The organism is Caballeronia sp. AZ7_KS35, assembly GCF_023631045.1.
GTDB lineage: Bacteria > Pseudomonadota > Gammaproteobacteria > Burkholderiales > Burkholderiaceae > Caballeronia > Caballeronia zhejiangensis.
The window spans coordinates 15,934-37,742 of the sequence record NZ_JALQDV010000040.1; the positions used below are offsets into that span (position 1 = coordinate 15,934).

The window sequence follows — 21,809 nt, forward strand, 5'->3', positions numbered from 1 at the left end:
AGCAAAAGCTGATATACTCTAAGGTTGCGCCTGAATGGGCGATTGGAAAACGCAAACACCGCGTCTGGATGCGGTTTGCGTGCTTTGCTCGATGCGATTTTCAGCAAGCCGTCCGTGGTCGAAGCTGTCATCGAAATCATCGCGAGCCGTTACGCTCGCTCCCGGGGATCTGTCGTCGCCGAGCAAACCTGTCGAGGAGAAAGTATGGCAAGTTTTGATCGGGAAGATTCGGAGCTGGATATCGTCGCGCCGGCGCGCAAGGCACCGGGCCGGCGGGCGAACAAAGGGAAGGGCCAGGCCGGCACGATACAGCCCGATGTCGCGATGACCGCCGAACAGAATGAAGAGCGTCAGCGTCAGATGCGCGCGCTCATCCAGTTGGGCAAGGAGCGCGGCTATCTCACGCACGCCGAGATCAACGACCACCTTCCGGATAACTTCGCTGAAACGGCGGCGATGGAAACCGTCGTCAGTACGTTCCACGATATGGGTGTCGCGGTCTACGAGCAGGCGCCGGACGCCGAAACGCTGCTGCTGAGCGACAACGCCCCAAGCGTCGTGACGGACGAGCAATCGGACGAAGAAGCGGAAAACGCGCTGTCGACCGTCGATTCCGAATTCGGCCGCACGACCGACCCGGTTCGCATGTACATGCGTGAAATGGGCGCGACCGAGCTGCTCACGCGCGCCGGCGAAATCGCGATTGCGAAGCGCATCGAAGACGGGCTGCACGAGATGATTCAGGCGATCGCGGCGTGCCCGTCGACGGTCGCGACGATTCTCGCGGACGCGGCGCAAGTCGAATCGGGCGAGCTGAAGATCGACGAACTGGTCGATGGCCTGAAGGAAGAGGACACGGCAGATGAAGACATGTCGGCTTCCGATACGACCGACTCCGCCGAAATCGATACGGATACCGACGAATCCGACAGCGACGAAGACGACGACGACGATCTCGATGGCGCTGGCGATTCCGCTGCATCGAACGAAGCGCGTCTGAAGCAACTGAAGGCCGACTGTCTGGAGATCTTCGCACGCGTGCGCGAGCTGGCGGAACAGGCGAGCAGTCCTAAGGGTTCGGGTGCCGCTGCGGCGAAGGCTGTCGAAAAGGCTCGAGCCGAAATCCAGCGCGAGCTCGGTTCGATCCGCTTCACGGCGAAGACCATCGACCGCCTGTGCGCGAACGTTCAGCAGCAGGTCGCGCAGGTGCGTGACATCGAACGTCGCGTGTTGCAGATCGCGGTGGATCGTTGCGGCATGCCGCGCGACAAGTTCGTCGAATCGTTCGTCGGTCACGAGACCGATCTCGAATGGACGGCACGTGCGTCGGCGGCTTCGAAGCAATACGGCGCGTCGCTCGAGCGCAGCCTGCCGGCGATTCAGGCAGAGCAGCAGAAGCTCATCGACATCGAAGGCGTCGTCGAGATGCGGCTGCAGCAACTGAAGAAGATCAACCGTCAGATGACGGCTGCCGAATTGAAGATGCGTCAGGCCAAGCGCGAGATGATCGAAGCGAACCTGCGTCTCGTCATCTCGATTGCGAAGAAGTACGTCAATCGCGGCATGCAGTTCCTGGATCTGATTCAGGAAGGCAACATCGGTCTGATGAAGGCGGTGGACAAGTTCGAATATCGCCGTGGCTGGAAGTTCTCGACGTATGCGACGTGGTGGGTTCGTCAGGCCGTGACGCGTTCGCTCGCCGATCAGGCGCGCACGATCCGCGTGCCGGTGCACATGATCGAAACGATCAACAAACTGAACCGCATCTCGCGCGAGATCTTGCAGCAGACGGGCCTGGAAGCGCATCCGTCGGTGCTGGCCGAGCGCATGGAAATGCCGGAAGAGAAGATCCGCGGCATTCTCAAGATCGCGAAGCAACCGGTGTCGCTGGAAACGCCGGTCGGCGAAGATGCCGATGCAACGCTTGGCGACATGATCGAAGATCAGGGCGCTGCTTCTCCGGCAGAGGCCGCCGTGCACGCGAACATGCGCGCCGCGATCGACGATGCGCTCAACGCGCTGTCGCCGCGCGAGGCGAAGGTGCTGCGCATGCGCTTTGGCATCGACACGGCTTCGGACTATACCCTCGAAGAACTGGGTAAGCAGTTCGATGTGACGCGCGAGCGCATTCGCCAGATCGAGAGCAAGGCGATGCGCAAGCTCATGCATCCGAGCCGCGCCGACAAGCTGCGTCCGTTCCTGGATCGCTGATCCTACGGGCCGCCTGGACTGACGTTCGGGCGAACTCTGAAGCGGGTGCCGCCAGAAATGGCGGCACGCGCTTTTTTTATTTGCGCGATGACATCAGCCGTGCGTCGTGCCTTTAGGCATCCTTGACGACGCGCACGCCTGCAACGCGACGATCGCCTTGTTTGCGAGCGTGAGCGTTTCCTCGCAGGCGAGGCGGTCGCGAAAGATCGAGCATCCGCCGCCGGCGTTCACTTTCGCCACCGCGTTGCGCAGCTTGTCGAGCGCGGATTGCGGCGAGCCGGCGTCGCGAATCATCGATGCGATATCGAACGCGCTGCCGGCGTCGGTTTCGACGTAGCCGGGGCATTGCGTTTGCGCGTGAGCCGCCATGCAAATCATGCCGGCAGCCGCAGCTAGCGAAAGGCGCCGGGCGCGGCGTCGAGAAGGGTAGAGGAAGGCATCCATTGGCGTCACCATCGTCAGATTCGCATTGACAAATCATGCGTTCGGCGAACTCGTGACGGCTGGAACGGACGAATGCTTGTCCACAGAATCGGTGGGCAAGATTGTGGATATCCTGAGCATCGCCGGGCCAACGTGTTGATGCGTAACGCATTTGACCCGGCGTACGAAATTCGCGCGTTGCTTCGTCTCCCATTCTGAACCGGTAAAAAAATTCGCGCCGGCCGCGTCAAAAAAGCCTAAATGCGGAATGCCTGGACGGTTTGCCCGAGTTCGCGCGCCTGCGCGTCGAGCGCGTGCGCGGCCGTCGCCGCTTCGTTCACGAGGGCGGCATTCTTCTGCATCAAACGATCCATCTGCGATACCGCGTCGTTCACTTCGTCGATGCCGCTGCTTTGCTCGCGCGAAGCCGTCGCGATCGCTTCGACGAGCATCGACACGGCGTCGACGGAAGCGAGCAGATCGGCGAGCGTCGTGCCCGCGCGCATGACCGTCGAGCCGCTCGATTCGACGTGCGCGTTCACTTCGCGGGTCAATTGCGAGATTTCCTTCGCCGCGGCCGACGAGCGTCGCGCGAGCGCGCGAACTTCCTCGGCGACGACAGCAAAGCCACGTCCGAGCGACCCGGCTCGCGCCGCTTCGACCGCCGCGTTCAGCGCGAGCAGATTCGTCTGAAACGCGATGGATTCGATCACGTTCGTAATCTGCCCGATCTGCGCCGAACGCGACGACAAATCCATCATGCGCGCGATTGCATCGGCGACGGCGCGTTCGCCATCTTTCGCGCGCTCGGACGCTTCCCTCGCCAACTCGCGCGCGCGATTCGCGTGATCGGCGTTGGCGCGAACGGTGGATGCGATCTGCTCCATGCTCGCCGACGTCTGCTGCAAGCTCGCCGCATGTTCCTCGGTGCGCGCGGACAGCGCGTGGTTGCCCTCGGTGATGTCCGCCGCCGCGACGCCGATGGTCTGCGTCGAGCGCTTGATGTCGCCGACCATCGACGCGAGCTGGCTGCGCATCAGGCTCATCGCGTACATCACGCTTTCCGTGTCGCCGCGCGCGACGGGCACATCGGTCAGCAGATCGCCTTGCGAGACGCGCCGCGCGACGCTTGCCGCGAGTCCCGGTTCGCCGCCAAGCTGGCGCATGAGCGAGCGCGCCAACGAAAAGCAGAGCCAGCCGACGAGCGCCACGCCCGCCCCGATGCACGCGCCCACGCTCCATTGCACGATGCGGCTCACGCGTTGCGCGTCGTCGTATTCCTGCTGTGCGGCGGTGAGCTGAAACGCGCGCAGATCGGTGCTTTCCTTCTTGACGCGCTTCGCTTGCGGCTCGATCTGCTGCGTGACGATCCACTGTGCTTCGGCCAAATTGTTGGCGGCGAGCAGATCCGTCGACGGACGAAAGCCTTTGTCGCGCAGTGTCGCCCAGTCGGCGGCGAGGCGCTTTGCGAGCGGCGCTTCGGTCGAATCGAGCGGATAGCGCAGATAGCGGCCCAGCAGGGCATCGATATTTGCGACGCGCTGCTGCGTCGATGCGACCACGGCTTGCGTCTTTTGCGCCGATGGATCGAGCACGGCATCGCTGATCGCGAACTGGCTTTGCGTGATGAGTTCGTCGATCGTGGAAATGGTCTGCAGCGCTTGCACGCGCCCTTCGAAGACGTGGCGTAGCGCGGCATTGCTTCGCTGGACGCCGAATAATCCGACGCTGCCGACCGCAACGAGCACGGCGGCGACCGCGCCCATGACGATCGCGAGGCGCGCCTTGACGGTGAACTTTGACATGTTCGGTAGAAGAGAAACGTGCGCGGAGAAGTCCGGAGGCGCGCAGCGACCAATCATCGGACTTTTATGGAGAGCGCAATCTACCGATCGTCGACGACGTTTGTGTGACAAGCGCCGCGGTCACGCGCCGCAAACCTTTGCGTGCGCGTTCCCAACGAAAGCGACCGATGCCCCGCAATCAATCGCGCTTCGGAATCTCCAGTCCGCGCTTCACCGCAGGCCGCGCGAGAAACGCGTCGAGCACGCGCTCGACGTTCTTGAACTCGTGAAAATCCACCAGCTCGCGCGCTTCGTAAAAGCCGATCAGATTGCGCACCCACGGAAACGTGGAGATATCCGCGATGCTGTACTCGTCGCCCATGATCCAGTCGCGACCTTCGAGCCGCTTGTCGAGGACACCAAGAAGCCGCTTCGATTCGGCGACGTAGCGCGCACGCGGACGCTTATCCTCGTAATCCTTGCCCGCGAACTTGTGAAAGAAGCCGACCTGCCCGAACATCGGGCCGACGCCGCCCATCTGGAACATCAGCCATTGCAGCGTTTCGTAGCGCTTCGCCACATCGTCGGGCATCAACTGGCCGCTCTTCGCCGCGAGATAGACAAGAATCGCACCGGATTCGAAGAGCGGCATCGGCTCGCCGTTCGGTCCGTCCGGATCGATGATCGCGGGAATTTTGTTGTTCGGATTGAGCGACAGGAACTCGTCCGACATCTGATCGTTCTTGTCGAAGCGCACGAGATGCGGCTCGTAAGGCAGGCCGGTTTCCTCGAGCATGATCGAGACTTTCACGCCATTGGGCGTCGGCAGCGAATAGAGCTGAATGCGCTCGGGATGCTGAGCGGGCCATTTGCGGGTGATGGGGAAATCGGCAAGCGCGGTCATTTAGAGTCCTCGAAGGTCGAAGCGCCGAATATAACGATTTCGCGGCTTTCCTGCGTCGAAGACACCATCGCGCGCGCTGTCATCCGCTCGCCGCATCGACAGGAAAAGATTGAGGGATCTCGTACAGACGACGTATGTCGAAACGCGGAATCTGTTCTTGCCTCGACTACAAAAGCGATTGTAGGAATCGCAGCATCGATACGAGGATTGCGCGCAGCGCGAAGGTCAAGAAGTCAACGAACAACGAAGAAACCAAGCCCTTGCGGGAATGTGCAGCGCGAACGCGACGTGCGGGCCGGTCCACTGGCTCGGTTATTGCATCGGCACGGGTGCCCGGGAATCCGTGCCGGCCTTACGAACCGTTGGTTACGCTGCCATGAAAACCGCTCCTCTCGCAACGCTTACCGCAATCGCTGCCGTGGTCGGGGGACTGCTGCCCAGCCTGTGCACCGCCACGTCTCTCGAAAGCCAGCTCGACTGCAAGTCCAGCGCGCACAACTTCATCGCACCGCTCGTCGCCGATAAATCCATCGACGCCCGCCCCATGCGCGTCGAGGCGAATTCGGTCAACGCGTTCAAGCCGACCCAGGGAAGCGAGCTCACCGCTTACGGCTTTCGCGTCTATGCCGTGCTGGGCTACGAGCACGGCGACGACATGTTCAAGCGCGGCAGCGGCCAGCCGATCAACGATTCCGCGTATGGCGTCGTGGTGCTCGCCGCGTCGGAAACGGTCGAGGCGAAGGTGCGCGAATCGGGCAGCACGGCGGTCGTCAAACAGGTCGTGCCGATGATGATGACCGCCGTCTTCTGCGACGGCAGCGGCGCGAGCAAGACGACGGCCGGCGCCGTTACGACGGAAGCGTCGCGGAATCGCTGAATCATCGCCGATAATGTTCTCCCCAAAAGCGCGCGCAAAGTGTCGCGCGCCCGACAACAGGAGAACGCCGACATGTCTGACGCAGCCAAGCAGTCTCAACGAATCGCCATCGTCACCGGAGCGGGAAGCGGGATCGGCCGTGCGGCGGCGCTGGCCTTGCTCGGCGACGGCTGGTCGGTCGTGCTTGCCGGAAGACGTCCCGCGCCGCTCGACGCGGTGATCGGCGAATCGAATGCAGCGGAGCGCGCGCTCGCCGTGCCGACCGACGTCTCCGATCCGCAATCGGTCGAGAAGCTCTTCAAGGCGGCGGTCGAGCGCTTCGGCCGCGTCGATCTGCTGTTCAACAACGCTGGCGTGACGAATCCGCCGGGACCGTTCGAGGACTGGACGCCCGAGCAATGGAAGAACGTCGTCGATATCAATCTGAACGGCATGTTCTATTGCCTGCAGCAAGCATTCCGCACGATGAAGGCGCAAACGCCCACGGGCGGCCGCATCATCAATAACGGTTCGATTTCCGCGAGCGCGCCGCGCCCCAATTCGGCGGCCTACACGGCGACGAAGCACGCGGTGCAAGGTCTCACGAAGACCGCATCGCTCGATGGCCGCAAGTACGACATCGCGGTCGGTCAGATCGATGTCGGCAATGCTTTCACCGAGCTGTCGGAGCGCATGTCGAAGGGCGTGCCGCAAGCGAACGGCGAGATCGCCATCGAACCGATGATGGACGTGAAGATCGTCGGCCAGTCGGTGCTCTACATGGCGAACCTGCCGCTCGAAGCCAACGTGCTGTTCCACACCGTGATGGCCACCAAGATGCCGTTCGTCGGCCGCGGCTGATTCTTCTTCTACGCGATCCGATACCAGACGCGAATGCCCGAGTACCAATGGCTCACGCTGGTATCGTCGCCGGCGCCGAACGTCGAGAGGCTCTCGACGTTCAGCACGTCGACGTCGTTCTCGGCAATCCACCTGTTCGCGCGCTCGACGAGCGCCGCGCCGTTCTCGTACACGTTGCCCTTGATGAGGTGATGCTGCACGATCTGTCGCTCGAAGTCTTCGTAAGCGATCTTCGCCATCCGCTGTCTCCTGATTTTCGTTCTGATGCGCCGATGTATCAGCGGTCGTATATGTTGCGGCGCAGCGCTATCGCCGCATGACGCGTTCTGCCGATTCGAGCATCATATGGCCTGAGACACGCTCGTGCGAATCGGTGAATTCCGCGTGCGGGCGGCACGAGAACGCCAAGGAGAGCACGATGGACATGCGGCAACGCGAGCACATCGAGGCAGTCGTCGCGGCGACCACGCGGGCGGACGCGCTCGGTACGGCGCGAGCGCACGACGGCATCATTCAGTCTTCATGGCGGCGTTGCGTGCATCAGTACGGACTCGATCCGTCGCGCATGCAGGAAGCGCGCATCCTGCCGCAGACGCGCCTGCGCGAGCATCAGCAGCGCATCGACGACTTCGCGCGCATCGCGCGTCACGGTCTCGAAGCCTTGTACGAGCAGGTCGCGGGCATGGGTTATGTCGTGCTGCTCACCGATGCGCTCGGCGTGACCGTCGATTACATCGGCGATGCGAACACCGATTCCTCGCTGCGCCGCGCGGGTCTCTATCTCGGCGCGGAGTGGAGCGAAGCGGGCGCGGGCACCTGCGCGGTCGGCACCGCGCTCACGACGGGGCAGGCGCTCACCGTCCATCAGATCGATCATTTCGACGCCACGCACATTCCGCTCACGTGCACCGCCGCGCCGCTCTACGATTCGCGCGGCGCGCTTTCCGCGATCCTGGACATTTCCGCGCTCGTGTCGCCGCAAGCGCGCGACAGCCAGAATCTCGCGCTGCAACTCGTGCGGATTTACGCGGGGCACATCGAGAACGCGAATTTTCTGCGCACGCATCGGCAGGACTGGATTCTGAAGCTGAACACCGCGCCGGAATTCGTCGATGTGAACCCCGAATATCTGATCGCGCTCGATGCGAGCGGACGCATCGTCGGACACAATCGCCGCGCGCATACGATGCTCGCCGCCGAAATCGGCCGTCCGGTCGCGCCGGGAGAAAGGGCGACGTCGCTGATCGGCGTGCCGTTCGATACGCTTTTCGACGCGCGCATCGAAGAGCTGGGCCGCTTCGTCTATTCGCGCCCGAGCGAATTGCGCGCGGTGCCGCTCGCAAAATCCGGCGCGCTGCTTTATCTGAGCGTGATGCCGCCCGCGCCGTGCGTCACGCCGTCGACCAACGCGACTGCGGCGCGCAGCGTGGAAGTGCCCGCGCCGCTCGCCGCGCTGTGCGGTGGCGATGCCGCGCTCAGGCGTCAACTGGAACGCGCCGCGAAGCTCGTCGATTCGCCGATCAACCTGCTCGTCAATGGCGAAACCGGCAGCGGCAAGGAGTTTTTCGCGAAGGCGCTGCATCGCGCGAGCGCGCGGCGCGCGGGGCCGTTCGTCGCGGTGAATTGCGCGGCGATTCCGGAGACGCTCATCGAAAGCGAATTGTTCGGGCATCTGCCGAACAGCTTTTCGGGCGCGGGCGCGAAGGGCAAGCGCGGGCTCATTCAGGAAGCGGACGGCGGCACGCTCTTTCTCGATGAAATCGGCGACATGCCGCGCGACTTGCAATCGCGGCTGCTGCGCGTACTGGCCGAAGGCGAAGTGCTCGCGATCGGCGCGTCGCGGCCCGTATCGGTCGATGTGCGCGTGATTTCCGCCACCCATCATTCGCTCGACGCGCTCATGCACGACGGACGCTTCCGCGAGGATCTCTACTATCGCCTGAACGGCGCGCGCTTCACGCTGCCGCCGCTGCGCGAACGAAGCGATCTCGACTGGCTCGTCGACAAGCTGCTCGAAGGCGCGGTCACGCTGACGCCGGCGGCGCGTGAACGGCTGCATCGGCATGAGTGGCCGGGCAATCTGCGCGAGCTTTGCAACGTGCTGCGCTATGCGCGCGCGGTGTGCGCGAACGGTTCGATCGATGTCGATGATCTGCCGGAAGGATTCGACGGCGCGCCGACGCCAGTCGAAGCCGAGCCGGCGCGCGCCGTCGTCGGGGATTTCGATCCGCATCGGCTGCCGCCCGAAGGCATGCTGCTGATGCAGTATCTGCGCGCGGCGAGCTGGAATCTGAGCGCGGTCGCGCGGCAGATCGGCGTGAGCCGCATGACGCTTTACCGGCGCATGGCGCGCTACGGCATCAAGTCGCCGAATCAGCGCGACGCGGGTCACTAACGCGCGATACGCCTGTACTCCCGCCGATACACCTGCCGCTGTGACACCTGTCACGGCGGCGCCCCGTACACCCTCCAAAGCGCCCGATTTCCGCGGGTAATCCCTCGCTTTTTCGCGCGCGAAAGCCGTCTTCAGATTGGCATGGCGCTTGCCTTTATCCGCCGCACAAAACACACAACGGAGACACTGGCATGCGTGACAGCGCGGCGCCGCTCGTCGGCATCATCGCCAATCCTGTTTCGGCGCGGGACATCCGGCGCGTCATCGCGAATGCGAACAGCCTGCAGCTCGCGGATCGCGTGAATATTGTGTTGCGGCTGCTGTCGTCGCTCGCGTCGTGCGGCGCTTCGCGCGTGCTGATGATGCCGGACCGCGAAGGTCTCAAGGTCATGCTCCAACGGCATCTTTCGCGCAAGCAAGGTCCGGACGCCGCGCTCGCTCACGTCGAATTCCTCGACATGCCCGTGACCGCGCGCGTCGACGACACGTTTCGCGCCGCGCGCATGATGCACGACGCCGGCGCCGATGCGCTCATCGTGCTCGGCGGCGACGGCACGCATCGCGCGGTCGTGCGCGAGTGCGGCCAGGTGCCGATCGCAGGCTTGTCGACGGGCACGAACAACGCCTATCCGGAAATGCGGGAGCCGACCATCTCCGGACTTGCGACGGGGCTCTACGCAACGGGCCGCGTCCCCGCGCGCCAAGCGCTCGCGTCGAACAAGCTGCTCGACATCGAAATTCGCGATGCGAAGGGCAGCGTGCGCCGCGACATCGCGCTCGTCGATGCCGTGATTTCGCACGAGCATTTCATCGGCGCGCGGGCGCTGTGGAAGATCGACACGCTCGCCGCCGTCTACGTCTCTTACGCCGATCCGCAGGCGATCGGCATGTCGGCGATCGCCGGTCTGCTCGAACCGCTCGGGCGGCACGACAAGGGCGGACTCGCGATCGAGCTCGGCAGACCAGGCGACTGCGAATTCGAACTGCGCGCGCCGATCGCGCCCGGCCTCGTCGAACCCGTGCCGATCGCGAACTGGACGCGCCTCGCCGACGGCGTGCCGCATCGCGTGAAGCAGAAGAGCGGCATCGTCGCGCTCGACGGCGAACGCGAGCTCGCCTTCGGACCCGGCGACGAAGTGAGCATCACGCTCAGGGAAAGCGCTTTTCGCAGCATCGATGTCGCCGCGTGCATGCGTTACGCGGCGGCGTCCGGGCTGATGCGTCAGTCCAGCAGCCACACCCGCTAGGCCAACCCACGGAAGACATCAAAGGAGACAGAGATGACAGCGACGCAACATGCGGGCGGCTTGCCGCTCTCCAAGGACGAACTGCTGAGTGCGTATCGCAAGATGCGCACGATCCGCGATTTCGAAGAGCGCCTGCACGTCGATTTCGGACGCGGGGACATTCCCGGCTTCGTGCACCTGTACGCGGGCGAGGAGGCGGCGGGCGTCGGCATCATGACGCATTTGAACGATGGCGACCGCATCGCGAGCACGCATCGTGGACATGGACACTGCATCGCGAAAGGCGTCGATCCGGTCGCGATGATGAAGGAGATCTACGGCAAGAAAGGCGGCTCGTGCAACGGCAAGGGCGGCTCGATGCATATCGCCGATCTGTCGAAAGGGATGATGGGCGCGAACGGCATTCTCGGCGCGGGCGCGCCGCTGATCTGCGGCGCGGCGCTCGCGGCGAAGTTTCGCGGCAAGGGCGAAGTCGGCATCACGTTCGCGGGCGATGGCGCGTCGAACCAGGGCACGTTTCTCGAAAGCCTGAATCTCGCGGCCGTGTGGAACCTGCCGGTGATCTTCGTGATCGAGAACAACGGCTATGCCGAATCGACCGCGCGTGACTACGGCACGGCCGTCGATAGCTACGTCGATCGCGCGGCGGGCTTCGGCATTCCGGGCGTGACCGTCGACGGCACCGATTTCTTCGCGGTGTACGAAGCGGCGGGCGAGGTCATCAAACGCGCGCGCGAAGGCGGCGGGCCGGCGCTGCTCGAATGCAAGATGATCCGCTTCTACGGTCACTTCGAAGGCGACGCGCAGACGTACCGCGCGCCCGGCGAAATCGACGATATCCGCTCGAACAAGGATTGCCTGAAGAAGTTCGCGGCCGCCGTCACGCAAGCCGACGTGATCTCCCCGGGAGAACTCGACGCGATCGACAAGGAGGTCGCCGCGCTGATCGACCGCGCGGTGCAGGAAGCGAAGGACGCGCCTTTGCCGACCGCCGCCGATCTGCTCACCGATGTCTACGTCAAATATTGATTCGAGGAGACAAACACCATGGCCCGCAAACTGAGCATGAAGATGGCGATCAACGAAGCCATCGATCAGGAAATGACGCGCGATCCGAGTGTGATCGTGCTGGGTGAGGACATCGTCGGCGGCGCAGGCGCGGACGGCGAGAAAGACGCGTGGGGCGGCGTGCTCGGCGTCACCAAAGGTCTGTACGCGAAGCACGGCGATCGCCTTCTGGATACGCCGCTCTCGGAATCGGCATACGTGGGCGCGGCGATCGGCGCGGCGGCGTGCGGCATGCGTCCGGTCGCGGAGCTGATGTTCATCGACTTCATGGGCGTGTGTTTCGACCAGATCTTCAATCAGGCGGCTAAGTTCCGCTACATGTTCGGCGGCAAGGCGGAAACGCCCGTCGTGATCCGCGCGATGGTCGGCGCGGGCTTTCGCGCGGCCGCGCAGCATAGCCAGATGCTGACCTCGCTGTTCACGCACATTCCGGGGCTGAAGGTCGTGTGCCCGTCGACGCCCTACGACACGAAGGGATTGCTGATTCAGGCGATCCGCGACAACGATCCGGTCATTTTCTGCGAGCACAAGAATCTCTACGGCTTCGAAGGCGAAGTGCCCGAGAACTCGTATGCGATTCCGTTCGGCGAAGCGAACGTCGTGCGCGACGGCAAGGACGTGTCGATCGTCACGTACGGCTTGATGGTGCATCGCGCGCTGGAGGCCGCCGCGACGCTCGCGAAGGAAGGCATCGAAGCGGAAGTCGTCGATCTGCGCACGCTGTCGCCGCTCGATCTCGATACGGTGCTGGAGACGGTCGAGAACACGGGCAGGCTCGTCGTCGTCGATGAGGCGAACCCACGCTGCAATATCGCCACGGATATTTCCGCGCAGGTCGCGCAGCAGGCGTTCGGCGCGCTGAAAGCGGGCATCCAGATGGTCTGCGCACCGCATACGCCGGTGCCGTTCTCGCCGACGCTCGAAGATCTTTACATACCGAGCGCCGCGCAGATCGCCGACGCCGCACGAAAAACCATGAAGGGAGGAAAGCACTGATGGCCGCAATCACACCGATCGTGATGCCCAAATGGGGCTTGTCGATGAAGGAAGGCACGGTCAACGAATGGCTCGTGGAGGAGGGCACGGAGATTACCGTCGGCATGCCGATCCTCGATGTCGAAACCGACAAGATCGCCAACGCCGTCGAAGCGCCCGACGCGGGTTTGCTGCGTCGGCGGGTCGCGTCGGCGGGCGATACGCTGCCGGTCAAGGCGCTGCTCGGCGTGCTCGCGCCGTCCGACGTGAGCGACGCCGATATCGACGCGTACGTTTCGTCCTACGTCACGCCCGCCGAAGATGAGGAAGCGGGCGAGGAAGCGGCGGCGTATCACTTCGTCGATGTCGATGGCATCCGCGTGCGCTACGCCTCGCGCGGCGGCGACGATGCGAGCCGGCCCGCGGTGTTGTTCATCCACGGCTTCGGCGGCGATCTCGACAACTGGCTGTTCAACCTCGATGCGCTCGCCGAAAGGAACCGCGTATTCGCGCTGGATCTGCCGGGCCACGGACAATCGACGCCTAAAGTGCCTGGAACGTCTCTGGCAGCGCTGGCCGCGTTCGTCGGCAAGTTCATGGACGCCGTGGGTCTGGAAGCGGCGCATCTCGTCGGCCATTCGATGGGCGGCGGCATCGCGGCGCAGATGGCCGTCGACCAGCCGTCGCGCGTGCAGTCCGTGTCGCTCATTTCGCCTGCCGGCTTCGGCGATGAAGTGAACAATGCGTACACCGAAGGCTTCGTCACGGCCGAATCGCGTCGCGAGCTGAAACCGGTGGTCGAGCTGCTGTTCGCGAATCCCGAACTCGTCAGCCGCCAGATGCTCGACGATCTCCTGAAGTACAAGCGGCTCGACGGCGTCAGCGACGCGCTGACATCGCTCAACGGCGGCTTGTTCGCGGGCGGAAAGCAGAGCGCGCTGCCGGGCGGCAAGCTGGCTGCGTCGGGCAAGCCGGTGCTCGTGATCTGGGGCGAAAAGGACCAGATCATTCCCGCCGCGCACGCGAAGCATGCACCGGAAGGCGCGACCGTTCGCGTGTTCGACGACGCCGGGCACATGAGTCAAATGGAGAAGGCCAACGAAGTCAACGCGTTGTTGAAGGAGCACGTAGGCAAGGGCGGCTGATCGCCCGGCGCGCGCCGCGGCGGAGCAGGACACCGTCGCGGCGCGTCCGCGCGTTCTTGACTACCATGTCGGGATCGCGTCTGCGTCGGCGCGTCATTCCTTCGATGCCATGCCCTTCCAACTGATCGATCCCGCCGCGCTTTCCGGCGATCCGCACGATCCGCTGCAAGCCGAAGAAGCGCTCCTCGCGCGCGCGGCGGCGGGCGATGCCGTCGCGCATGTCTGGGACGCGCCTGCATCGCTCGTCGTGCCGCGCAGCTATCAGCGTTACGCGGCGCTCGCCGACGCGCGCGAGGCTTTTGCTGCGCGCGGCTGTCCCGTGTGGCTGCGTCTGTCCGGCGGCGGTCTCGTTCCGCAGGGTCCGGGCGTGCTCAATCTGAGCCTCGCGTATCCGGTGCGCGCGCCGATGGGCGCGCTGTCCGAAACCGTCTACGTGCATCTGTGCCGGATTCTCGCCGATGCGCTCAGCTCGCTCGGCGTGCTGACGCACTGGCAGGCGGTCGAAGGTTCTTTCTGCGACGGCCGCTTCAATCTCGCCTGGGGCCCCGGCGACGACGCCCGCAAGATCGCGGGCACCGCGCAGTACTGGCGGCGCGTGCCGCACGGCGACAAGGACCAGCCGCTCTATGCGGTGCTTGCGCACGCCGTCCTGCTCGTCGATGCCGATCCGATCGAAATCAACGAGCGCGCCAACGCCTTCGAAGCGATGATCGAAAGCGGACGCCGCTACGAAGAACTGCGGATCGTGACCGTTGCGCAGGCGCTCGCCTACGAATGCTTTTCGATGCCCGCCGACCTGCGCGAGCGCGTGCGCGCGACATTGATCGACCGCGTGAAGGATGCGTCGCCGCCGGAACAATAAAAACGCATCGAGGTGGCCATGCCGCTCAGAAGTGCTTCAAACGGGTTCTTCTTCGCGCTTTGGGTGGCCGTGTGCGCGGCCGCGCCCGAATTTCTGTGGCAAGGGCTGTTTTCGCTCTTCGGCCATTTTTCGCTGACCGATGCCGCCGCCGCGCTCCTGATCGGCGCGATTCTCGCGTTCTTCGTCGAGCCGGTGCTGGAGCGCTTGCGCGGTCTGTCCGACGCGCACGAGCCCGCCGAGAAATCTCCCGCTTTCGCCGCGTGCGAGGCGTTGAGCTTTGCGATCGTCGCCGTCTGCGTGCACGAGGCGATCACCGTGTATGTCGCAGCGAGTCACTCCAACGAGCAGGCAAGCGAGAACCTCGTGAAAGCCGTGGCGCAGGCGCTGCAATGGGCGATCACGCCGTTTTTCATCACGATTGCGTGGATGGCCGCGCGCGCGCCGTCGTGGATCGCGTGGCCGATTGCGGCGCTGTCGATCATCGTCGGTTTGCTGGTCGGCGTGATATTCGGCTGGAGCGCGCATGTGCTCGTGACGAGCGCGATTCCCACGATAGCCGTGCTGATCGCGGGATGTCTCATCGTGCGGGAACAGTGGGATGCGTTCACGTTCAGGCGCTGCGCCCGCGCGACCGGCGTGATCGCGCTCGCCTGGCTCGTGCTGACGGGCGCGCTGCAACTCGCGCTATGGCTCGCGCACGTACAGGCGTTTCGCGTGTATGAGCGATCGGAGTTCTGGAGCGACTTGCGGTTTTATATCGGCTGGGTGACGGGCTTGCTCGTGGCGCCGTCGTTCGTGCCCGATGCGCCGCTCGCCGCCGGCGGCGATGACCGGCGCGTGCGGCATTGACTCAGTCTGTCAGTAAGTTCCGGGCGGCGGCTGCCAGCCCGGCGGCGGCGGAGGCGGCGGAGGCGTGGTGGAATACGCGCCGCCGGACGGCTGAACCATGCGGGTCGAGCCGCGTACCGGCACTTTGTCGCCGGCGGCGTACATGCATTGCAGATACGCGTAGTCGTAGCGCTGCTGCACGTTGTAGCCCGATGCCTGCGATGCCCCGACGCCGAACGCGCTGCCGGTCAGAAGGCCCGCGCCCGCGCCGATGGCCGCTCCCGATCCGCCGCCGAAGGCCGCGCCCGCCGCCGCGCCGAGCGCGGTGCCGACGACCGCGCTGCCGACCGCGCTGTTGGTCGCCGCCTGATTGGCGTCCACGCCGCCGACCTGCTGAAGGGCAAACTGGCGGCAGGAGTTGTCATCGGCGCGGAACTGGTCGAACGTTTTGGTGCTGCCGGGTAGCGCCATCACGCTGGGGCCGGTAGGCATCACGGTGCAGGCCGAAAGGCCCGTCACGCCGATTGCCGCCAGTAAAAGGCCAAGCCTCGAGTAGTTCATGGATTCTTGCGAATTCGCTTCGTTATCGGTTTTCAAAGTGCCGAACAGCATCAGTTCGATGGCGGCGGCGTCGCCGGAACCGGACGCCATGCGTTGGCGCATTGCTTCACGTACGGGTAATAGGCCTTCGCGGAGTCGCAGTAGTACCACATGCCTGGCTGCTGCGCGGGCGCGCCCGGATCGGCGGCGGGCTGACCCTGCTCGACGTATTGAACCGGCGCGGCAGGCTGAACGACGACGGGCGGCGGCGGATAGTAGTAATACGGCGCCGGCGCGACGGGATACGGGTAATACACGGGTCCGCCGACCCACACGCCGACGCGCGCCCAGGCGTACGCGTTGGCGGTCACGCCCGCGCTCGCGATCAGCGATAGCGCGATAAAAGCCTTCAGGCGATTCACGTCCTTCTCCAGAAAAAATGTTTGCGATGTCGATGGCACCAACGGAAATCCGACCTCCGCAGTTGACCTGACATAGCGCATCCTCGAACGCTATTCCCTTTGCCGGAGATTTTCAATTACGCGGAACGGCGCGTATTTTTCGGCGCGTTACCCGGTAACAAAGTGTCGTGAATTCATGCGCGCAGCACGGTAATTCCGGCGCGTTCGATCGGTTCGACGAGCTTCGCGTCGGCGGTTTCCTCGACGATGACCGTCTGAGCCAGATCGATCCCGCCGATCCTGTAGGCCGAAGCCGCGTTGAGCTTCGCCGCCGACGCCAGCACGACGGTTTCCGCCGCGCGCGCCGCGAGCGCGCGCTTGACGTGCGCTTCCTCGAAATCGCCGGTGGTGAGGCCGGCCGTCGGATGTACGCCCGTGACGCCCATGAAATAGAGATCGGCGTGAATGTGCGACATGGCTTCGACGGCAGCGGCCCCGACCGTGACGATCGAATGCTTGTAGAGCTTGCCGCCGATCAGCACGACGTCGACCGAAGCGTGCTCCGCCAGCGCCACGGCGACGCTCGGACTATGCGTGACGATCGTCGCGGACAGATTCGCCGGCAACTGACGCACGAGCAGCGCGGACGTCGTGCCGCCGTCGATGATCGCGATCTGCCCCGGCGCGATCATGTCCGCCGCTTTCTTCGCGATGCGCCGCTTCGCCTCCGATTCCATGTCCTCGCGCCGCGCGAACGGCGCGATCGCGGGCGAAGCAGGCAGCGCGCCGCCGTGCACGCGTTGCAGCAGCCCTTCGGCCGCGAGTTCGCGCAGATCGCGCCGCACCGTGTCCTCGGAAATGCCGAAGCGCGCGCTCAGTTCGGCGGCGAGCACCTGGCCGTCGCGTTTGAGGGCATCGAGAATCGCTTTCTTGCGCTGACTGGTCAACATTGTTTGCACGAAATTTCTTGATATTGCACGAAACTGCACGCTACCATGAGTTCAACAACTTGTCGAACGGGTGAACCGATGCAAACGAGCGAGCGCGTCCGCATCCTCAAAACCGAAGTGCTGTCGGACGACTGGTACGTCCTCAGAAAAGTGACTTTCGATTTTCAGCGCCGCGATGGCGTCTGGCAGCGTCAGAGCCGCGAAACCTACGATCGCGGCAACGGCGCGACGATTCTGCTGCGCGATCGCAAGACCGGCAACGTGCTGCTGACGCGCCAGTTCCGCATGCCCGCGTTCGTCAACGGACACGACGGCATGCTGATCGAGTCGCCCGGCGGCCTGCTCGACGACGCCACGCCCGAAGAGCGCATTCGCGCGGAAGTCGAGGAGGAAACGGGTTATCGCGTGCATCGCGTCGAGAAGATCTTCGAGGCGTTCATGAGCCCGGGATCGGTCACGGAGAAGCTCTATTTCTACGTCGGCGATTACGACAGCTCGATGCGCGTTTCGGACGGCGGCGGCGTAGAGGAAGAGGGCGAGGAAATCGAGACGATCGAAGTCCCGCTGCAAACCGCCATGCAGATGATCGAGCGCGGCGAAATCATGGACGGCAAGACGATCATGCTGCTGCAATACGCCGCGCTCGCGGCGCGTTCAGGCGAGTAGCGACACCGTCTTCACCTGCGCCCACAGGCGCATGCCTTCGACGATGCCTAGCCGGTCCAGCGAATAACGCGTGACGCGCGCGAGCAGCGGCGAGCCGTCGACGTCGAGCCGCACCACGGCTTGCGACGGATGGGCGTCCTTCGCGATGCCGATCACCGTCGCGGGCAGCACGTTCAGCACGCTGCTGCGCTCGTGCTCGTGCGTGCCGGTGACGAGACTCACGTCGCGCGCCTTGATGGCGACGCGCATCGTCTTGCCGCAGGACAAAGGCGTATGCACGACGGCGAGCTTCGCGCGCGAGCCCGGCAGCGCGAGCGTGAGCAGGCCGTACTTGCTGTCGTATCCGTCGACGATTCCCTCAAACACGACCGATGCGTCGTCGGCCATTGCGAGCGGCAGATCGAGCCGCGCGAGCGTATCGGCGATCGGCCCGCTCGCAAGCGCACGGCCGCCTTCGAGCAGCACGAGATGATCCGCGAGGCGCGCGACTTCTTCGGGCGCGTGGCTCACGTAGATCACGGGAATGTCGAGTTCATCGTGCAGGCGTTCGAGATACGGCAGGATTTCCTGCTTGCGTTTTTGATCGAGCGACGCGAGCGGTTCATCGAGCAAAAGCAGACGCGGACTCGTCAAGAGCGCCCGCGCGATGCCCACGCGTTGCCGTTCGCCGCCTGACAATCCGGCCGGCATGCGCTCCAGCAGATGCGCGATGCCGAGCAAGTCCGCCGCCTGCGACAGATCCACGCGCCGCTCTGCCGGTTTCACGCGCTCCAGCCCGAAGCGCAGATTCTTCTTCACGCTCAAGTGCGGAAAGAGGCTCGCTTCCTGAAAGACGTAGCCGAGCGGGCGCTTGTGCGTCGGCAGAAAAATGCGGCGCTCGGTGTCGAGCCAGACTTCGCCGTTGACGACGAGCCGCCCGGCGCGCGGCCGCGCGAGTCCCGCGAGACAGCGCAGCAGCGTGGTTTTTCCGGAGCCGGAATGGCCAAAGATCGCGGTGACGCCGCGACCGGGCAGCGCGAGATCGATATCGAAGGCGAAACCCTCGTGCTGGACGAGAAAGCGCGCTTCGATGGCTTCGTCGGAACGGGTATGCGCGCGGTCGAGCATCACGCGTTGATAAGTGAGTTCAGACATGAGCCGTGACGGAACGTCGGCCAGAGTAGAGCAGCAGAAGAACCACGAACGAGAATATCACCATGCCGCCCGCGAGCCAGTGCGCCTGCGCGTATTCGAGCGCCTCGACGTGATCGAAGATCTGCACGGACACGACGCGCGTGCGCCCCGGGATATTGCCGCCGATCATCAGCACGACGCCGAATTCGCCGACGGTATGTGCGAAGCCGAGAATCGTCGCCGTGACGATGCCCGGCCGCGCGAGCGGCAGCGCCACCGTGAGAAACGTGTCCCACGGACCGGCGCGCAATGTCGCGGCGGCTTCGAGCGGACGGCGCCCGATCGCTTCGAACGCATTCTGCAGCGGCTGCACGACGAACGGCATCGAATAGATCACCGAGCCGACGACGAGCCCCGTGAACGTGAACGGCAGCAAGCCGATACCGAGCGCCTGCGTGATCTTGCCGACATAACCGTTCGGCCCCATCAGCAGGAGCAGATAGAAGCCGATGACCGTCGGCGGCAGCACGAGCGGCAGCGCCACCACCGCGCCGACGACGCCCTTCAGTTTCGAACGCGTATGCGTGAGCCACCACGCGATCGGCGTGCCGACGACGAGCAGGAGCACCGTTGTCAGCGACGCGAGTTCGAGCGTCAGCGTAATAGCCTGGAGATCGGCGCTATCGAGCGGCATCGGCGAAATTAGAGTTGATAACCGTAGGACTTGATGACTTCGGCGGCCTTCGGACCCTTCAGGTACTCGATGAACTGCTTCGCGACCGGATTGTCCTTGCCCTTGTTCAGGATAACCGCGTCCTGTTTGATTGGCTCGTGCAGGTTCGCCGGCACGATCCACGCCGAGCCGCTCGTGACCTTGCCGTTCTTGTAGATCTGCGACAGCGCGACGAAGCCGAGCTCCGCGTTGCCGGTCGCGACGAACTGCTGCGTCTGTGAAATGTTCTGGCCTTCGACGACCTTGGGCTTGATTTCTGCTGCGAGGCCGAGCTTGTCGAGCGTCTGATAGCCGGCGAGACCGTACGGCGCGGCCTTCGGGTTCGCGATCGCGATGTGCTTGAACGCGTTCTTCTTCAGCACGTCGCCTTTATCGTCGACGTAGCCGTCTTTCGCGGACCACAGCGCGAGCGCGCCCGTCGCGTAGGTGAAGCGGCTGCCGGGAACGGTCGCGCCTTCGCTGTCGAGCTTGGCGGGCGTGGCGTCGTCGGCGGCGAGGAACACTTCGAACGGCGCGCCGTTCTCGATCTGCGCGTAGAACTGACCCGTCGCGCCGAACGATGCGACGACCTTGTTGCCGGTGTCTTTCTCGAAGTCGGCGGCGATCGCCTGCACGGGCGCCGTGAAGTTGGCCGCGACCGCGACCTGCACTTCGCCGGCCAGCGCGGATGCCGAAGCAATGCCCGCCGCGAGCGGAACGAACGCGCAAAGCAAAGCGCGCAGAATACGAGTCATCACGTAAAGCTCCTTGAATCGAGTTGAAATTCTGCTTATGGAACGACTTCAGGCGGCGCGTTGGAGGCCGCGAGCGTGTGGCCGCAGGGTCCGGCGAGCACCGTAATATATACGAGTATATTGCGTCGGTGCATGGGTTTCGGCGCGACTCGTCGGATGATTGTTTGATGGACTCATTGTGAGTGACACTCAAAGATATGAGTTGACCGTTTTCATGTTTTCCGATGAAACTGATCGCCGAAAGGTAAATTGCCAGCCACGATAAACTGAGCCGCGCTCAATTCGAGCGCGCAGGAGACGAAGCATGACCGACGCAGCGAATCTGCAACGCCTGAAGCTCGGCATCGAAGGCCACGTCGCGCGCGTGACGCTCGATCGCCCCGACGTGCGCAACGCCTTCGACGACGCGACCGTCGTCGAGCTGACCGCCGCCTTCCGCGCGCTCGACGACGACGCCAACGTGCGCGTCATCGTGCTTGCCGCGAACGGTCCGGCATTCTGCGCGGGCGCCGATCTCAACTGGATGAAGCGCATGGCGGGCTATTCGGAAGCGGAAAATCGCGCCGATGCGCTCGGTCTCGCCACCATGCTCAACACGATTTACGCCTGCTCGAAGCCGGTCATCGCGCGCGTGCAGGGCGACGCCTACGCGGGCGGCATGGGACTCGTCGCCGTGTGCGATATCGCGGTCGCGGCGGACACGGCGCACTTCTGTCTCTCCGAAGCGAAGCTCGGCCTGATGCCCGCGACGATCGCGCCGTACGTGGTCCGCGCGATGGGCGCGCGCGCGGCGCATCGCTATTTCGTGACGGCCGAGCGCTTCGATGCCGCCGAAGCGCTGCGTCTCGGTTTCGTGCACGAAGCCGTCGCCGCCGATCAGCTCGATGCGCGCGTCGAAGCGATCGCCGCGAGCATCGCCGCGAACAGTCCGAACGCCGTGCGCGAATGCAAGAAGCTCGTCGCGGATTTCGCGGGCAAGGAGATCGACGAATCGTCGATCGGCGAGACGGCGGAGCGCATCGCGCGCATCCGCGCATCGGACGAAGGGCGCGAAGGCGTGCGCAGCTTCCTCGAGAAGCGCAAGCCGTCCTGGCTCGTTTGAAGCACCGGAGG

22 protein-coding genes are annotated in these 21,809 nt (G+C 64.3%); 12 read left to right on the forward strand and 10 right to left on the reverse strand.

What is annotated here, in order from left to right:
- The first annotated feature begins 204 nt into the window (after positions 1–204).
- Complete coding sequence (gene rpoD / locus NCT05_RS25185; RefSeq protein WP_250503428.1) at positions 205–2,211, forward strand: RNA polymerase sigma factor RpoD; 2,007 nt, start codon at positions 205–207, stop codon at positions 2,209–2,211.
- 93 nt (positions 2,212–2,304) lie between these two features.
- Here the strand turns inward: rpoD and NCT05_RS25190 are convergent, their stop codons facing one another.
- From NCT05_RS25190 to NCT05_RS25200, 3 genes are all read right to left on the reverse strand, one after another.
- The gene (locus NCT05_RS25190) at positions 2,305–2,580 is read right to left on the reverse strand and encodes a hypothetical protein (RefSeq protein WP_008347139.1); all 276 of its coding nucleotides are present in this window, start codon (positions 2,578–2,580) and stop codon (positions 2,305–2,307) included.
- Between the two features lie 311 nt (positions 2,581–2,891).
- Entirely contained in the window at positions 2,892–4,439 is a 1,548-nt protein-coding gene (locus NCT05_RS25195; protein ID WP_250503429.1) for a methyl-accepting chemotaxis protein, read from the reverse strand.
- A 178-nt stretch (positions 4,440–4,617) separates the two neighbouring features.
- Complete coding sequence (locus NCT05_RS25200) at positions 4,618–5,322, reverse strand: glutathione S-transferase N-terminal domain-containing protein (protein ID WP_008347144.1); 705 nt, start codon at positions 5,320–5,322, stop codon at positions 4,618–4,620.
- Positions 5,323–5,698: 376 nt separating this feature from the next.
- Here NCT05_RS25200 and NCT05_RS25205 point away from each other — a divergent pair, with 376 nt between their 5' ends.
- Both NCT05_RS25205 and NCT05_RS25210 read left to right on the forward strand, forming a co-directional pair.
- On the forward strand, positions 5,699–6,199 hold the full coding sequence (locus NCT05_RS25205) for a hypothetical protein (RefSeq protein ID WP_008347146.1): 501 nt from the start codon (positions 5,699–5,701) through the stop codon (positions 6,197–6,199).
- A 72-nt stretch (positions 6,200–6,271) separates the two neighbouring features.
- The gene (locus NCT05_RS25210) at positions 6,272–7,039 is read left to right on the forward strand and encodes an SDR family oxidoreductase (protein ID WP_008347148.1); all 768 of its coding nucleotides are present in this window, start codon (positions 6,272–6,274) and stop codon (positions 7,037–7,039) included.
- Between the two features lie 8 nt (positions 7,040–7,047).
- Here the strand turns inward: NCT05_RS25210 and NCT05_RS25215 are convergent, their stop codons facing one another.
- Positions 7,048–7,278, reverse strand: a complete 231-nt coding sequence (locus NCT05_RS25215; protein ID WP_008347150.1) for a hypothetical protein — start codon at positions 7,276–7,278, stop codon at positions 7,048–7,050.
- Positions 7,279–7,457: 179 nt separating this feature from the next.
- Here NCT05_RS25215 and NCT05_RS25220 point away from each other — a divergent pair, with 179 nt between their 5' ends.
- The 7 genes from NCT05_RS25220 to NCT05_RS25250 all read left to right on the forward strand — a co-directional run bounded on the left by NCT05_RS25220 (position 7,458) and on the right by NCT05_RS25250 (position 15,580).
- A complete protein-coding gene (locus NCT05_RS25220) occupies positions 7,458–9,434 on the forward strand; it encodes a sigma-54-dependent Fis family transcriptional regulator (RefSeq protein ID WP_250503430.1) in 1,977 nt (658 codons plus the stop codon).
- Between the two features lie 191 nt (positions 9,435–9,625).
- Positions 9,626–10,681 carry an ATP-NAD kinase family protein gene (locus NCT05_RS25225; RefSeq protein WP_250503431.1) on the forward strand — a complete coding sequence of 352 codons (1,056 nt, stop codon included), beginning with the start codon at positions 9,626–9,628 and terminating at the stop codon, positions 10,679–10,681.
- A gap of 33 nt (positions 10,682–10,714) precedes the next feature.
- Positions 10,715–11,710, forward strand: coding sequence for a thiamine pyrophosphate-dependent dehydrogenase E1 component subunit alpha (locus tag NCT05_RS25230; RefSeq protein ID WP_008347155.1), 996 nt, complete (start codon positions 10,715–10,717; stop codon positions 11,708–11,710).
- 18 nt (positions 11,711–11,728) lie between these two features.
- Complete coding sequence (locus NCT05_RS25235) at positions 11,729–12,745, forward strand: alpha-ketoacid dehydrogenase subunit beta (RefSeq protein ID WP_008347157.1); 1,017 nt, start codon at positions 11,729–11,731, stop codon at positions 12,743–12,745.
- Positions 12,745–13,869, forward strand: coding sequence for an acetoin dehydrogenase dihydrolipoyllysine-residue acetyltransferase subunit (locus NCT05_RS25240; RefSeq protein ID WP_008347159.1), 1,125 nt, complete (start codon positions 12,745–12,747; stop codon positions 13,867–13,869). Before NCT05_RS25235 ends, NCT05_RS25240 begins: the two co-directional genes overlap by 1 nt.
- Positions 13,870–13,978: 109 nt before the next feature.
- Entirely contained in the window at positions 13,979–14,731 is a 753-nt protein-coding gene (locus NCT05_RS25245; RefSeq protein ID WP_250458098.1) for a lipoyl protein ligase domain-containing protein, read from the forward strand.
- Between the two features lie 18 nt (positions 14,732–14,749).
- Positions 14,750–15,580, forward strand: a complete 831-nt coding sequence (locus NCT05_RS25250) for a hypothetical protein (RefSeq protein ID WP_250503432.1) — start codon at positions 14,750–14,752, stop codon at positions 15,578–15,580.
- 9 nt (positions 15,581–15,589) lie between these two features.
- Here NCT05_RS25250 and NCT05_RS25255 read toward each other — a convergent pair whose 3' ends face one another.
- From NCT05_RS25255 to NCT05_RS25265, 3 genes are all read right to left on the reverse strand, one after another.
- Positions 15,590–16,120, reverse strand: coding sequence for a YMGG-like glycine zipper-containing protein (locus NCT05_RS25255; protein WP_033535907.1), 531 nt, complete (start codon positions 16,118–16,120; stop codon positions 15,590–15,592).
- Positions 16,121–16,170: 50 nt separating this feature from the next.
- On the reverse strand, positions 16,171–16,521 hold the full coding sequence (locus tag NCT05_RS25260) for a hypothetical protein (protein WP_033535906.1): 351 nt from the start codon (positions 16,519–16,521) through the stop codon (positions 16,171–16,173).
- A gap of 173 nt (positions 16,522–16,694) precedes the next feature.
- On the reverse strand, positions 16,695–17,450 hold the full coding sequence (locus NCT05_RS25265) for a DeoR/GlpR family DNA-binding transcription regulator (RefSeq protein ID WP_008347169.1): 756 nt from the start codon (positions 17,448–17,450) through the stop codon (positions 16,695–16,697).
- Positions 17,451–17,528: 78 nt separating this feature from the next.
- Between NCT05_RS25265 and NCT05_RS25270 the strand changes: the two genes are divergently transcribed.
- The gene (locus NCT05_RS25270) at positions 17,529–18,116 is read left to right on the forward strand and encodes an NUDIX domain-containing protein (protein ID WP_250503433.1); all 588 of its coding nucleotides are present in this window, start codon (positions 17,529–17,531) and stop codon (positions 18,114–18,116) included.
- Here the strand turns inward: NCT05_RS25270 and modC are convergent.
- The 3 genes from modC to modA are packed head-to-tail and all read right to left on the reverse strand — an operon-like array spanning position 18,105 to position 20,696.
- Entirely contained in the window at positions 18,105–19,223 is a 1,119-nt protein-coding gene (gene modC / locus NCT05_RS25275) for a molybdenum ABC transporter ATP-binding protein (RefSeq protein ID WP_250503522.1), read from the reverse strand. The genes NCT05_RS25270 and modC overlap by 12 nt on opposite strands.
- Positions 19,224–19,242: 19 nt before the next feature.
- Positions 19,243–19,923 (reverse strand): molybdate ABC transporter permease subunit, encoded by a 681-nt coding sequence (gene modB / locus NCT05_RS25280; protein ID WP_250503434.1) that lies wholly within the window; start codon positions 19,921–19,923, stop codon positions 19,243–19,245.
- 8 nt (positions 19,924–19,931) lie between these two features.
- Positions 19,932–20,696 (reverse strand): molybdate ABC transporter substrate-binding protein, encoded by a 765-nt coding sequence (modA, locus tag NCT05_RS25285; RefSeq protein WP_250503523.1) that lies wholly within the window; start codon positions 20,694–20,696, stop codon positions 19,932–19,934.
- Positions 20,697–21,000: 304 nt separating this feature from the next.
- Between modA and NCT05_RS25290 the strand changes: the two genes are divergently transcribed.
- Complete coding sequence (locus NCT05_RS25290) at positions 21,001–21,798, forward strand: enoyl-CoA hydratase/isomerase family protein (protein ID WP_250503435.1); 798 nt, start codon at positions 21,001–21,003, stop codon at positions 21,796–21,798.
- Positions 21,799–21,809 lie beyond the last annotated feature (11 nt).

Excerpts from the sequence above, each read along its gene's own strand:
- NCT05_RS25240 (WP_008347159.1), top strand. The coding sequence starts at position 12,745 with ATGGCCGCAATCACACCGATCGTGATGCCCAAATGGGGCTTGTCGATG.
- NCT05_RS25210 (WP_008347148.1), top strand. The coding sequence starts at position 6,272 with ATGTCTGACGCAGCCAAGCAGTCTCAACGAATCGCCATCGTCACCGGA.
- modB (WP_250503434.1), bottom strand. The coding sequence starts at position 19,923 with ATGCCGCTCGATAGCGCCGATCTCCAGGCTATTACGCTGACGCTCGAA.
- NCT05_RS25200 (WP_008347144.1), bottom strand. The coding sequence starts at position 5,322 with ATGACCGCGCTTGCCGATTTCCCCATCACCCGCAAATGGCCCGCTCAG.
- NCT05_RS25225 (WP_250503431.1), top strand. The coding sequence starts at position 9,626 with ATGCGTGACAGCGCGGCGCCGCTCGTCGGCATCATCGCCAATCCTGTT.
- modC (WP_250503522.1), bottom strand. The coding sequence starts at position 19,223 with ATGCTCGACCGCGCGCATACCCGTTCCGACGAAGCCATCGAAGCGCGC.
- NCT05_RS25215 (WP_008347150.1), bottom strand. The coding sequence starts at position 7,278 with ATGGCGAAGATCGCTTACGAAGACTTCGAGCGACAGATCGTGCAGCAT.
- NCT05_RS25220 (WP_250503430.1), top strand. The coding sequence starts at position 7,458 with ATGGACATGCGGCAACGCGAGCACATCGAGGCAGTCGTCGCGGCGACC.
- NCT05_RS25205 (WP_008347146.1), top strand. The coding sequence starts at position 5,699 with ATGAAAACCGCTCCTCTCGCAACGCTTACCGCAATCGCTGCCGTGGTC.
- NCT05_RS25290 (WP_250503435.1), top strand. The coding sequence starts at position 21,001 with ATGACCGACGCAGCGAATCTGCAACGCCTGAAGCTCGGCATCGAAGGC.
- NCT05_RS25270 (WP_250503433.1), top strand. The coding sequence starts at position 17,529 with ATGCAAACGAGCGAGCGCGTCCGCATCCTCAAAACCGAAGTGCTGTCG.
- NCT05_RS25255 (WP_033535907.1), bottom strand. The coding sequence starts at position 16,120 with ATGAACTACTCGAGGCTTGGCCTTTTACTGGCGGCAATCGGCGTGACG.
- NCT05_RS25230 (WP_008347155.1), top strand. The coding sequence starts at position 10,715 with ATGACAGCGACGCAACATGCGGGCGGCTTGCCGCTCTCCAAGGACGAA.
- NCT05_RS25235 (WP_008347157.1), top strand. The coding sequence starts at position 11,729 with ATGGCCCGCAAACTGAGCATGAAGATGGCGATCAACGAAGCCATCGAT.
- rpoD (WP_250503428.1), top strand. The coding sequence starts at position 205 with ATGGCAAGTTTTGATCGGGAAGATTCGGAGCTGGATATCGTCGCGCCG.
- NCT05_RS25190 (WP_008347139.1), bottom strand. The coding sequence starts at position 2,580 with ATGGCGGCTCACGCGCAAACGCAATGCCCCGGCTACGTCGAAACCGAC.
- NCT05_RS25265 (WP_008347169.1), bottom strand. The coding sequence starts at position 17,450 with ATGTTGACCAGTCAGCGCAAGAAAGCGATTCTCGATGCCCTCAAACGC.
- modA (WP_250503523.1), bottom strand. The coding sequence starts at position 20,696 with ATGACTCGTATTCTGCGCGCTTTGCTTTGCGCGTTCGTTCCGCTCGCG.
- NCT05_RS25245 (WP_250458098.1), top strand. The coding sequence starts at position 13,979 with ATGCCCTTCCAACTGATCGATCCCGCCGCGCTTTCCGGCGATCCGCAC.
- NCT05_RS25250 (WP_250503432.1), top strand. The coding sequence starts at position 14,750 with ATGCCGCTCAGAAGTGCTTCAAACGGGTTCTTCTTCGCGCTTTGGGTG.
- NCT05_RS25195 (WP_250503429.1), bottom strand. The coding sequence starts at position 4,439 with ATGTCAAAGTTCACCGTCAAGGCGCGCCTCGCGATCGTCATGGGCGCG.